At 63.3% G+C, this 14,456-nt stretch carries 2 protein-coding genes; both read left to right on the forward strand.

Going from position 1 to position 14,456, the window contains the following annotated elements; translation table 11 throughout:
* Positions 1–270 precede the first annotated feature (270 nt).
* Positions 271–13,647, forward strand: a complete 13,377-nt coding sequence (locus AC0L3X_RS15240) for a filamentous haemagglutinin family protein (protein WP_354099362.1) — start codon at positions 271–273, stop codon at positions 13,645–13,647.
* Positions 13,648–13,932: 285 nt separating this feature from the next.
* Positions 13,933–14,145 carry a hypothetical protein gene (locus AC0L3X_RS15245; protein ID WP_231144462.1) on the forward strand — a complete coding sequence of 71 codons (213 nt, stop codon included), beginning with the start codon at positions 13,933–13,935 and terminating at the stop codon, positions 14,143–14,145.
* Positions 14,146–14,456 lie beyond the last annotated feature (311 nt).

The raw sequence follows: 14,456 nt of genomic DNA on the forward strand, positions 1-14,456 counted from the left end.
CGATAACGCGCTGATAACAAGCAATAACATAATTAATCGCACGCTTTCCTGCTGAAATTGAAGCGATTTTGCCGCACCTCGGCCGGAGGAACGCGATGTCGCGGATGCACATAGTGCTTCAATGCTACAAATCTGACATATGAATGTTAGTAAACGAAAAGTAAATGCGAGGCGCGAATGCGCCTGCATCAGCGGCGTGCTCGACTGGAACTTGCAATCAGAAAGTGCCGCAGCGTGCCCCATCGCGATATCCTTGTTTCTCCCCCCGGGATGCGGCGTGCGTTTGAGCGGACGCTGCTTTGTGGCGTCAGCCTGCTGGCGCTGTCGGTCGCGGGCGGTTTCGGCCATGCACGCAGCCTCACGCCGGGCGCCAGCACGGTGGTGCCGACGGCGGCCGCACAGCAGGCGGCGATTTTGGCCGCGCAGCAGGCTGCCGGCGCGGCGACCCAGGCCCAGACCTCGCTTGCCCGTGCGGCAGCAGCGCTTGCCGCCGCGCGCAAGCTCCAGTCGGATGCTGCCGCCGCCGCCCAGGCCGCTGCGTCGTCCGTCCCGAATGGATTGAGCCCGGGCGGATTGATGCCGTTCGGCGGCACCGCGGGCGATCCATTGGCGGGCATCAAGGCCGATGCCTCCAAATGGCTCGGCGCGAATTTGCCGAAGCAGACGACGAGCGGCTCGAAGGTCTCGGTCGATATCCAGCAGACCCAGAAGAAGAGCATTCTTTACTGGGACACGTTCAACGTCGGCGCCAACACCACGGTCAATTTCAGGCAGTCCGCGTCCGACTGGATTGCGCTGAACCGGGTGCAGGATCCCAGCGCCTCGCCGAGCCGCATTCTTGGCCAGATCAATGCCATCGGCGGCGTCTACCTGATCAACCGCAACGGCATCATCTTCGGCGCGGGCTCACAGGTCAACGTTCACACGCTGATCGCGTCCAGCCTCGATGTCGGCAAGCTCGGCAGCGATCTGGCGACGCGCGACCAGTTTTTTCTCAACAACGGCATCGCCGATCTCAACTCGTTCTCGATCTATGACAAGGACGGCGGCGCGGCGACCAAGCTGATCGCCGGCGACATCAAGGTCGAGCGCGGCGCGTCCATCACCGGCAATATCCTCTCAGACCAGGTTTCGCTTGGCTCGCCCGGCTCGGTCTATCTGTTCGGCGCCAACGTCTACAATTCCGGCTCGATCACCACGCCCGGTGGGGAGGTCGCCATGGTGGCGGCGCGAACGATCGATGTCGTTCCGAACGGCTATTCGGCGCTGCCGGACAGTGTACTGGGCAAGGATGACAAGGGTAACACCATCAAATTCCGCGGCACCGAATTCAGGCTGTCGCAGTTTGCGTCGTCGTACTACGACGTAGCGGGAGATCCATCGAAACCCTTTGGCTATCCAACTGGTGCTGCGGGCACTTATCTGGCTGGCACTGGTGCAGTCAAACATGACGGTGTGATCGACGCTTCTCGCGGCATCTTGGTGATGAATGGCGATACCGTTGCGATCGGAAATCCCACAGATGCGAGCGGTCACGCTCTGGCCGACAGCGCCGGAAGACTGATCCAGGGCGTGATCTCGGTCGATACAAGTATCGACCGCAACAGCTTCGTGCTTCTCCGCGCGGCGACCAGCGTCACCATGAACGGCGTGATCTCGAGCCTTCCGGTCGACGACGGCGCGGCGGGACTGGCGAGCACGCAGAGCTTCGCGCCGGCCTATATCGAGATGTCGGCGCAAACCAACGTCACGGTCGGATCGAACGGGCTGATCTCGGCGCCATCGGCGCAGGTCTCGCTCAACGCGAAGCTCTTTCCGACGGGCGACGTACCAAACCTTTTCCAGCAGGGCAGGGTCGGCACGAGCGGAGGCAACGAAGGCGGCGTCCTTTCCAACTCGAACGCTGCGCAGAGCGTCCTGCTTTCGCCGGGTGCAACGGTCGACGTCGCCGGGCTCCAGAACGTCGAGCTGCCGGCGAGCTACAACATCATCTCGTTCCAGCCGCGCGCCGAGTTCGCCGACATGCCCTTGCAGCGCAACGGCGCGCTGTACGGCCAGACGATGTATATCGACATCCGCAACACCGGCACCCGCAGCGACGGCACCACGTGGGTGGGAACGCCGCTCGCGGACGCCAGCGGCTATGTCGCCAAGGTCCCGCGCAGCATCTACCAGCTGATGACCGTCGGCGGCAGCGTGTCTCTCGCGACGGACCTCTCCACCAGCAACGGTGCTGCCAGCGTCAAGACCGACGGCTCGATCATGAATGTCGCGGGCGGCAGCGTGAAGTTCCTGCCCGGCATGGTGAACACGACGCGCCTGATCGGCAGCGACGGCCGCATCTACAGCATGACCAACGCCGACCCGAACATGACCTATCTCGGGATCGCGGGCCAGTTCATCGTCAAGCATGCGCGCTGGGGCGTCACGGAAACCTGGTCCACGCCAACCCAGATCTATTCGGCAGGCTTCACCGAGGGGCATGACGCCGGACGCGTAAGCGTCGTGACCGTCAATCCGGCGCTGCTCGGGACGATGTATTTCGGCTCGACAGCCGGCGAGCGGCAGATCAGCGGCGGGCAGTTGCCGTTGCAGGGCTCACTCGAGCTGACGACACCGTCGAGCGTGCAGATCGGCGCGACGGCATCGGCCAATTACACAACGCAAAGCACCTATACGACGAATCTGTCGGCCGACATCCTGTCGGGTTACGGCCTCAGCTCGCTGAAGGTGACGGCGAACGATTTCGTGTTGTCGGATGGCAGCATGCTCAATCTCGCGGCCGGCGGCAGCCTTTCCGTCACGGCGGGTGGTGCGATCGATATCGCTGGAACGGTTTCGGCGGCAGGGGGAAGCGTCAGCCTATCAACGGATCGTGTCTCGGTTGGAGGCAAATTCAGTTCTTTGTTCAAGGCCCCAACCGATCAATCGGGTCACGCGATCGCCGCGAACATTTTCGTCGAGGGCACGATCGATGTCAGCGGTCGATTTGTAAACGATATCGGAAGAGTGGCGGGAGTTGACGCGGCTGGTCCCGCCTTCACCAATGGCGGCACAGTTTCGATTACCACAACCAAGGACAGCACAGCTGTCGTAGATGGCTACCTGGACGCGACCGGAAGCATCTTGTTAGCAAACGGTAGCGTCCTTGATGTATCCAGTGGTGGTTACATCTCGCCGCAGGGCAAGGCCAAGACCGCAGCCAATGGCGTGATGGCTGGCAAGGCAGGCAGCATTTCGCTCGCCCTGTACTCGGGTGGACAGTGGGAGGATATCAATGGCCCACATCATCCAACGCCAAATCTAGCGAAGCCGGCTGTCATCGGGCTCGACGGCACCCTGCGTGGCTATGGCTTCGAGAGCAACGGGAGCCTGAGGGTTGCCGCGGTCGGCACCATCCGGATCGAGGATAGTCAGACGTCGTCGATCCGCATCGGCGGCAAAGCGAGCACGCTGCCTGTCTCGTTGCTGACGGGCGGCGGCTTCGGCTCCTACATCATCGAGACGGTGAGCGACGACTGGTCCGGCGCGGACGCCCAGATCATCGTCTCGGCCGGGACCAGCCTGACCCTTCAGCAGAAGAACCTGGCGAGTCTCGCCGACTACACAGCGACGCCGACCGGGACCAAGCTCGGCCAGCAGCCCGCGCCGCAACTGGCACTGCTTGCGGACGACCGGCGCAAGCCGGTCGATCTCACGCTCAGGGCCGACAAAATCAAGCTCGATACGGGTTCGAAGATCATCACCGATCCCAAGGCGAGCATCACGATGGCTGCGGTCACAAAAGATCGCAGCGGGTCGACATCTACCAGTCCAAAGCCAAGCACTCCGGATTGGAGCGTCCCAGCGCAGTCCGTCGAGCTGCGTGGCACGATCATCGACCATGGCGGCTCCGTCTTCATCAACTCGCTGGCGACGCATCTTTCGTCTGACGCGAAGATCGACCTGTCCGGGACATTCGTCGCCAATTCCCTGTTCGGGACGGTCAACGGTCCAAGGACGAGCGGTAGCTACATCGCTGGCGGTACGTTCGCGGTGGAAGGTGGAGCGATTACTACGGTCAACACCTACACAGACCCGACAGATACCAACAAGAACAAGTTCTATTTCGCTTATGGCGCTCCTGGCTCCGCCGGCACCCCGCAGCAAAGCTACCTCGTCGCCGATGCCGGCGCGGTGGTCGACGTCTCCGGCGCGGCCGGCAACATCCAGGTGGCAGGCGCGCGCGGCGCGACTACGTCGCAATGGTCCTGGAGCGACGCCGGCACGGTGAGCGCAGACGTCAGCGGATTTTCCTGGGGCGGCAGCTTCGCCGCGGCCGGTGGCCGTTATGTCGCCGGCGATGGCACGGTGCATGCTGACGCGCGCGCCAATGGCGGGACCATCCTGCTCGGAGGCGGCAACATATTCCTGCAGCAGGGCGCCGCCGGCGTCATTAGCGCGCCGACGACGCTCACCGTTTCGGCCGATCAGCTCGCGCCGTTTGACAACGTCTATCTCTACGCCGCCGCGGCGCAGGGCGGCGCCGCGCGCATCTTCACCGATGTGCCCGGCACCACCTACGGCGACAGCGATCCGTCATGGAAAGCGCTCACGATTTCCAGTTCGCTGAACTGGACCGTAACCAGCCGTCTGCACATTGCGGCAGGTGACATCAAGGCGCCGGGATCCGGCTCGATCGATGCACGCATTGCGGCGCCCTATGTCGTGCTCACCGGCTTCTCCAGTATTAAGCCGGTGGCCGGCACCAGCACGTTGACGGTGAATGCACAGACGATCGATCTGGAGAGTGGAAGACCGTCCAATTTCAAACCGGGTGACGCTCAGCCGGGCCTCGACTTCTCGGGCTTCGGCCAGATCAACCTGATTGCGAGCGGCGACCTCCGCCTCGGCACGCTCAAGGTTGTGAACGGTCTCAAGACCAATGGAAACGACACCAGCGCGACGGCGGAGCAGTCGAGTTTCACCGGCAAGCTGGTCTCGGCCGGCGATCTCCTGCTCTCCGCCCAGCGAATCTATCCGGTCTCCGCCGTTAACTTCACGATCGAGACGCCGGGGAACGTAAAGTTCGCCGCGCCCGCCAACAGCTACACCGGGATTCCGCTATCGGCCGGCGGCGGCATCACCGTGTATGCCGGGACCATCGAGCAAGCGGGCAATCTGTTCGCGCCGCTCGGCAAGATCGCGCTCGGCAATACCGACAGCGCAGTGTCCAAGATCATCACGCAGTCGGTGGTGCTGGAGGCCGGGAGCCTCACCTCGGTGTCGCTGGCCGACACGACCGTTCCCTATGGTGCGACGTCCGACGGCACCAACTGGTACTACAACGCCAATCTCAATCCGCTGGCGCAACCGCCGTCGAAGGGTTTGATCCTGGCCGGATCGAACGTAACGCGCGCCGACGGTTCGACGATCGACCTGCGTGGCGGCGGCGATATCCAGGCCATGGAGTGGATTGCGGGCAAGGGCGGCTCGCGCGATAGCCTGACCACGACGCCTTCCGGCCAGACCGTCTACGCGCTGTTGCCGTCGCAGACCGATCCGATCGCTGCGTATGACATCCATTTTGCGACCGCGCGCAGTGCCGATGCGGGCAAGACCGTCACCGCCGGCGACGCGATCCCGCTGGCCGGCACCCAGATCACGATCGACGGCGGCAACGGCATCCCGGCGGGGACCTATACGCTTTATCCGGCGCACTATGCGACGCTGCCGGGCGCTATGCGTGTCGTCGTCTATTCCAGCGACAACACCGGCAAGAACATTGCCACGGGAACCAAACTGCCTGATGGCACCGTTCTGGTGACCGGTCATTACACGCAGTCGACCGCGCCCGGAAAGCAGTCGTCCGGCCAGACGGTGTTCGCGGTGCAGACAAGCTCGGTCTGGCAGCAATACAGCGAGTACAGCTTCAACGGCGCCAACGCCTATTATGCCCAACTGGCGGCCAAGAACAATGTCACGGCGCCGCGGCTGCCGATGGATGCGGGCCGGCTGTCGATCTCCGCGCTCCAGTCGATCGTGATGAACGGCGTTGCGCGGACGCTGCCGGGACAGGACAGAAACGGCAACACCGGCCGCGGCAGCGAGCTGGACATAAGCGCGCCCAAGCTCGCGGTGGTCGGCCATGCCGGGTACGTCAACAACGACATTCCGGCCGGCTATGTCGGCCTCGACGTTGCCCAGCTCAACGACTTCGAGAGCATTCTGATCGGCGGCAGCCGCAGCGACTTCGCAACGGGCACGCTGATCACGCCGACGGCCAGCAATGTCGTCGTGGATACGCGCGGCGAGACGTTCAGCGCGCCGGAGATCCTGCTTGTCGCCCAGCAGGTCGGCCAATGGCAGGAAGTCACGCAATCGGTGACGGTCGGATCGCAGTCCGTCCTGCTGGATCTTCCGGTCTATGTCCCGGAGGCCGGTAGCGGCACGGTGACCATCAATACCGGCAGCATCATCAAAACTACGGGTGTCGTTCATGCCGGGCTCGGGCGCCATTACGTCGTTGCTGCGGACGGGCAGGCGCCTGTCACGGCCCAGAGCCTCGCCGCGGCTTTAGGCGGGACGCTCTCTGGAACGGAGATCGTGGGTGCCGATCTTGCAAAACTCCTCGATCCCACGAGCCCCGCGCGGCTGGCTCTCGGTTATTACGCGAACGGCGGTGCGCAACAGCCGGGGCGCGGCGCCTTGTTCGTGGCGAGCAACGACCCGACGCTGCAACTGACGGGGCCGACTGCGACCGGAGTTTCGGCGCCAGCATTCACGATCAAATTCAAGGATGTCGCGACCGCAACGGCCGTGCTGCCGGCCGGGCCGGTGACCGGAAGCCTGACATTGGCGGGCGGTGACACCAGCAACAGCGGGAAGGTGGCGATCGCCGACGGCGTCAAGATCTCGACCAACACGCTGACGCTGCAAGCCACCGCCTCCAACAACGCGATCGCCATCAATACAACGGACCTGCACGCCAATCTGGTCAACCTGATCGCGCCGACCATCGGCGTCGGAGCGGCCTCGGCGGTTGCCGGCAAGAGCCTGGTGCTGCCGGCCAACAGCACCCAGTTCGCCGACGTGCAGACACTGGCCCTGCGCGCGCTGTCTGGTCCGGTTACGGTGTATGGCGATTTCAATTCCGGTGCGCGCAGTCTGTCGTTGGACGCCACCGGCATCGCGCTCGGCAGCGAGGTGCTCAATCCCGGCACCAGCCTGAATCTGCGCGCCGGAACGGTGCTGGCGTTTTCCTCCTCGGCGACGGTCGAGTTCAGCGTCGGCGTCACCGTCACATCCGCCGCAGGCGTCGCCACGACCTACGCCGCCAACACCCAGATCGCGCTCGATCCCAACAGCAAGGTCAGTGTCGCATCCACCGGCACGATGACCGTGGCGGGTTCGGGTGGCGCCACCCTGACACGCGACGGTCTGATCTCGGCGAGCAACAACATCACGCTCAAGAACACCGGGGCCAGCCCGCCCGTCAGCGCTCCGGCGGCGAACGGCAACAGCCTCGAACTGGCTGCAAAGGAAATCGACCTGGGCAGCGGCCGGGTCAATGGGAATGTCGTCAACGGCGACTTCACCATTGCCGGTTTCTCCAAGGTCAAATGGTCGGCCGACGACAGCGTGGTCGTCAAAGGCCCCGGCACGATGACGCTCGGCGCGAACGGCGACAAGACCGACCTCACCGTCAGCACGCCGCGCATTCTGGTCTCCGGCGCAACCGCGGGAACTCCTCAGGGTTTTGTCCTGACGGCGTCGGGCGATATCTCCATCGTCGATCCGGTGACGCGCGGCTCGGCCGCAACTGCGCCTGCCGACAGCGACGAGACCGGCGGCATTCTCACGGTCACGGCGTCGAACATTGCCGTCGGCAGCACCATTCAGGCGCAGGCCGGCACGATTACGCTCGGTGCGATCGCGGGGAACGTTACCCTCAATCCCGGCGCGTATATCTCGGCGCGCGGCTACAAGAAGACGCTGGTCGACGTCGACACCTATCTGTCAGGCGGCAAGGTCGTGCTGTATGCCGACATCGGGTCGAACGCCACGGGCGGAGGCCAGGTCATCACCGACGCCAGCAGCACCATCGACGTCGCGACGACGAGCGGTGGTCAAGGCTATGGCGGGACGATCGAGGTGGACGCGCTCCGCGGCGGCGCGATGCTCGCCGGCCGGCTGCTCGGCACCGGCGGTCCCGGCCTCGGCGGCCGGTTCAAGCTTGATACAGGCGGTGCGGCCGACCTGACGGCGCTTGCGGACATTCTGCTCGCCGGCGGCCTCACCGGCGCGATCGACATCCACACCCGCACCGGCAATCTCGAACTGGCGGCAGGGCACACGCTGAAGGCCAATAACATTACGCTTACGGCGGACGATCCGACCTGGATTCCCATCTTCCAGGAAAGGCAACTGGGTCAGGTCATCATCCGCGGCACGCTGGATGCCACCGGCTATGGCGGCAGCACGATCGACGGCACCGGGCAGGCCGGCGGAAAGGTCGCGCTCTACGGTGCCAATTCGGTGTTCCTGGCGAGCAGCGGCGTGATCGACGCCTCGACCACGCACGCCGACGAGCGTGGCGGCGACGTCACCATCGGAATCGGCTGGGACGCCAAGTCGAAAATCTGGCTGCAACAGGGTACGCAGATCAACGTCTCCGGCGGCACCAGGGGCGGCCTGAGCGGCGGCACCGTGACGTTCCGCGCCCCACTGGATGGCAACAACGACGTCAAGATTGCAGCGATCAGCAATGTCGCCAACCCGTCGGGCACGCACGGCACGAACTTCTACGCCGACGGCGACAAGACCTTCGACGCGCTTCCCGTGATCGATGCCACGAACAACGTCAACGACCGCTCAAAGGTCGGCATCGTCGGCGCGCGCTCGGTCGCCGTGAACGGCTTCATCGCGTTCGACACCACCGCTAGCAACCACGGCCTCGACGGATCAAGCCTTGGCTGGTTCGGCACGATCGATCCTGCCGGCTGGTACAAGTTGGACCCGAACGGGAATGTAATACTTGCGACGGATGGATCGTGGACCAACGTTTCCGGATGGCAGTTTTCGAGTGTCACCACGGCCAACGGCTTTACCAGCGTGGTCAGCGGCGATGTTTCAATTCCGAACAGCAATGGCGCAGTGCTCAAGAACTTCGTCATGGGGATATACAGTTTCACTGCCGCCGATAATCTCGGATACGCGCCAGGTCAGACGAATATTCCGGTCACGATCGATCCGCCGCCGGCGGGCGGCGTCGCCGCCCAGGGTTATGGGCAGGTCGATGCCAACGGGGTGCTGTTCGTCGTTATCACCAACCCGGGCAGCGGTTACACCAGTCCCTTGGCGAGCGTGAAGGTTGGGCCCAACGGCGTAGTCGTGCTACCGTCTGTCGGACGCTTTAGTGGCGTACCAAATTCCTTCCTCACGATTGTGTCTGCTGATGTGGTGCCCGGGAGCGGTGGCGCCAGCAGCGCCGTGCAACCGTCGGTCCAGGTGAGATTGGGCAACGGGAACGCCACCATAGGATTCTCGGCCGCGAACAATCTTTCCGGTACATCAAAGCGGAATCCGGACGGTACGATCACCTTTGTAGGTAAGACGAAGAACTTCATTCCATGGAGTTCAAGCGGGGTCTACGACACGTTTGACCCTGCCAACCAAGGCAAACCGGGTGTCGCGAGCTTTACCGGCGACACGAGCCCCGACCGAGTGTTCTTCGGCGATACGATCTCCCAGATCACCAAGGGGACGTGGAGCTATAACGGGCAGAGTTACGGCTTCACCAACCTGTTCACGCGCCTTGCTCCATTGGTCGACAGCCTCGGCGCGGACGTCGTGCACGTGCAGCCGGGCGTCGACCTGGTGAACTCCAAGGGCGACATCACCGTCAGCAGCAACTGGAATCTGGCTGCTGGTACGGTGGGTAACCTCGCAACCGACGGCGGCGTGACCTATTTCGATCCGGCATCGAGCTACGTGAACTTCACCTACCGTCTCGCGACACCCTGGGGCGGGCTCGACGCCGGCGTGCTGTCGCTGCGCGCTGCCGGAAACATCAACGTCAACGCCTCGATTTCCGACGGCTTCTTCCAGTTCGCGAACTATCTCGACAAGGGCTACACGGACAAGCTCGCGAACTATGCGACCAGCCGCTCGGTCGATCTCGGTTCGATCTATCTGAACGACTATACCACCGGCCAGCTGCCGATCGCGCCCTACAAGATCGGCGATAGCGGCAACGGCATCAGCCCGGCTTCGCAGGATCTCGCGAGTGCCGATCTGTTCCCGCACACATTGCTCGTCTGCACCGTCGATTGCAGCCAGGCGAACATCAAGACGGTGACGGCGCCGTCGTCCTGGGCTTACATCCTGACCGCCGGTTCCGATATCTCGAGCGCCAATCCGACCGGCAGGGTCCCCCTTGCGAACGGCAGGGGAGACGTCATCGTCGACAAGCACGGCAGCTATGGCCAGTTCCTGAAAGACGGCACCACCAAGGTCGATGTCAGCATTCCGACCATGATACGGACGGGCACTGGCAACATCACCATCTCGGCAGCCCAAGATGTGATCATGAGGGACGTCGCTGCGCCTGGCGTGATCTACGCGGCTGGCGTCAATACCGCGACCTATGCCAATCCCTACAGCTTGCAGGCCTCCGGCGTTGTCGTGACCAATCCGGACGGCTTCTTCGAGCCCCGCGTGCTGGGATATGGCAACGCGGCTTTCGCGGCCGGAGCCACTGAGCTCTATTACGGACCGCCAACTGCGGCGGCCTTCCCCGAAAAGGGCGGTGACGTCGTCGTCGACGCGCAGCGCGATGTCGTGGGCGGCACCAAGGTGATCGCAACAAAGGATGAGAACGGCAACACGGTCTACAAGAAGGTGCCTCAGTACTATCAGCCTTGGCTGCTATCCAATTCCGCTGTGACGCCCAGCGCCGGCGCTTCGATCCTCGGTGCCGGTGTCTTCGCGCCGGTTGGAACGCAGATCGCCTCGCAAACCGCGTGGTGGATCCAGTATGGCAGCTTCCAGCAGGGCTTCCTGAGCGCAGGCGGAAATGTGAGCGTTCTCGCCGGGCGCAATATGCTCGATGTGTCGGTGTCGGCTCCGACGACTGGGCGCGTCACCGGCGGCCTGTCGGCGAACAGCACGCCCGTGACCCATCTCTACGGCAGCGGCAACATGGTCGTGCGCGCCGGCGGCGACATCCGGGGCGGCTCGTTCTACGAGGGATCCGGCCACGCCAGCATCGTCGCGGGCGGCGACATCGGCCAGAACGATTATGTCTACAAGTACGCGAACAGTACACTCAAGCTTCCGAACCTTCCGCTGCTTGCTGTCGATACCGGGCAGATCACGATGACGGCAAACGGCTCGATCGCGATGGCGGGTGTTGTCAACCCGGCTGCCTTGCACGCCCAGCAACCGAGCAAGGCGAATCCCCTGGAGCTGAAGCCCGACCCGACGCTACCGCTGTATTTCGATGCCTACGGCTCCGCTAGCAAGGTTCGGTTGGTGGCGCAGTCGGGCGACGTGACGATCGCCATCGCGCCCACGACGATCGCCATCAATCCCGCCAACAGCCTGAATGTTCAGGCGGCTCCGGCGACTTATCCTGCGAGCTTCGAGGCCATCGCGTTGCAGGGCAATCTGATAACGACCGGGATCAGCAACATCCTGAATCAGAATGCTTCGGGTGCTTCGGCTGCGGTTCCAGCGCCGGGCATCGTGCTCAGCCCATCCGAGCACGGCACTTTCAATTTGTTGGCGCAGGGCAGCATCGACCTCACGTTCGGTTACCCGCAGACATCGACGTCGCAATCGATCTCACGCCCGCTTATTTCCGCCGGGCCGTCTCTGATCGACGCTGCGTTCGATCCGTTCCGTCCCAATAGCGGCAATGACGAGTCGTCCAGCCGTGCGATCCTTGCGCATGAGAACGATGTAGCCGACGGTTTCGACACGACCGCCCGCATTTACGCCGCGACCGGCGATATCAAGGCAACGGGAAGCTACGGCAAGAGGACCACCAGTTCGACTGAAAATGTCTATCAGCGCATCGAGATCAATCGCCCGACCAGCATCTATGCGGGGCGCGACATCGTCGATCTCAACATCATCGTGCAGAACATCCATACCAGCGACGTCAGCACGATCGCAGCCGGCCGGAACATCACTTACACCGGCTTTAACAATGGCGGTGGCTTGCAGGTGGCCGGACCCGGCTTCCTCGTGGTTCAGGCCGGCGGCGATATTGGCCCATTCCTCCCGGCGGCGTTTGACAATGCGACCCAGGCTCCGGTTCAGGAGGGCATTGTGTCGGTGGGCAATTCCAGCCCGACGCCGGTCGGAAACATCTATATTTCGGAAAAAACGGGAGGCGGTTCGGTCGGCATCTACAACCAGTCGCTGCTCGGCCCGGCGAATAATCCGCGGCGCAATGCGACGCTGACGGACGCTGCCGGCACCAAGCAGGGCGCCGACATCATCACGATGTTCGGCACCAAGTTCGGTGTCGATTACGCCGCCGTGGTGAATTCCTATATCGATCCGGCGAATGCCGGCAGCGTCAAACATAACTACATGTCCGAGCTGCGCTCCTTCTTGAGCCGGATCGGCAAGCCGGCAGGCGACAGTGACACCGATGCCAGCGTGTTCGCGGCCTTCCAGGCCTTGCCCGCTGACCTCCAGCACGTCTTTATCGACCAGGTATTCTTCGCCGAGCTCAAAGCCGTCGGCATCGGCCAGAAGGATGGCACGTCGTCGGACACGCAGCGCGGCTACCGCATGATCGAGACGATGTTCCCGGCGAGACTGGGCTACACGGCAAATGTGCTCGGCAGCGGAAGCAACGGCGCCAGCCAGCTGGTCAAGACTGGCGACATGAACCTGCTGCATGCCACGGTTCAGACCCAGCTCGGCGGCGATATCTCGATGTTCGGCCCGGGTGGCAATATCATCGTCGGCTCGCTTGCGGCCGAACCCAACTCGGCGCTGAAGCTGCGGGATATCGGCATCCTCACCCTGGGTGGCGGCGCGATCAACACCTTCACAGACCAAAGTGCGCTGGTGAATTCGAGCCGCGTGCTCACGACCCAGGGCGGCGACATCCTGATGTGGAGCTCCAACGGCAATCTCGACGCCGGCCGCGGCTCCAAGACGACCTTGTCGGCACCGGCGCTGCAGGTGCTGTATGATCAGGATGATTACCAGTCGATCGATCTTGGCGGCTTCGTGACCGGCGCGGGCATCGGCACGCTGCAGGCGTCGTCGCAAGCAGCCGCGTCCCAGCTTTATCTTCTCGCACCGCGCGGCACGATCGATTTCGGCACCGCCGGCGTGCGCGCCTCGGGCAGCGCAGTCTTCGTCGCACCCGTCATCGCCAACGCCAGCAATTTCCAGGTGCAGGGGAGCACGACCGGAATTCCGACCGTATCCGTTCCCAATATCGGCGCGCTCACGGCAGGCTCGAATACGGCCGGCGCGGCCGCCAAGTCGGCGGAAACGCCAACCGCAACCGGGGCCCGCAGACAGGGTTCGATCTTCATCGTCGAGGTGATCGGCTATGGCGGCGGCGACGGTCAGGATGACCAGGCGACCGACAAGAAGGAGTCCGATACGACGCCATCGGGGAACGACAAGCAGTGATGGTCTGCGCGTTCAACTCGAGATTGATAGGCTTGCGGTCGCGGTCGACAGCTCCGTGTCGCCGTCATCCATCACGATTGAGCGAGACGCCGGACAAGCTGAGCACACCTGCCACCGAATGAACGCTTTTCGTCCAGAAATCTGACTTCTTGTTTAGGATTGGTCACAGCAACGATAAGAAACAGACCTACAAGGTCGGCAACAGGCTTCTGGGAGGCGGGCAGTGGGCTGCTGTCCGTCCCATTTTGGAGACGGCCTGTCTGTAATTTTGTTTTGGGGGTTGAAATGCGCGCGACGAATCCGACCGAACCGGTCTGCTCCGAATCCGCGCTGCCTAGATTGAAGGCCAACGTCTACGATCTTGGACTGAAACAGGACGCGGACGGCCGGCTTCGCCGCATCAGAGATCTCGAGCACGAGAATGCATTGTTGATGCGTATGGTCTCCGAAACTCAGATCGAGCTCGCGCGCCTGCGTGAGCTGTTGTCCTCGAACTGATGTGATCCGGGGCCTTTTCGGCCGCCGGGCGCCGCGTCTTCGCCGATTTGAGCAATCGATCCACCCGAGCGATCGCTGCGGGGGCGGTGACACGTTCGGTTGACCGATTCCGTCGGGTTCATCGGCCGCGCGCGAAACGCGCGGCGGCGCCCGCGGGATTTGTGGCCCTGAAGTCTCGTCGGCTGCCGTGCTCGTTTTCGCAGATGCGTTGCGCGGAGCGTCTACTCAGCAGGAACCGCACATCACCTGCGCCGGCGGCGCGGGAGGCATGCTCCGCCGCGAGGCGTCCCGCAAGCCGGTCCAGGTGTGCG

The organism is Bradyrhizobium sp. MI1.7 (genome assembly GCF_055811795.1).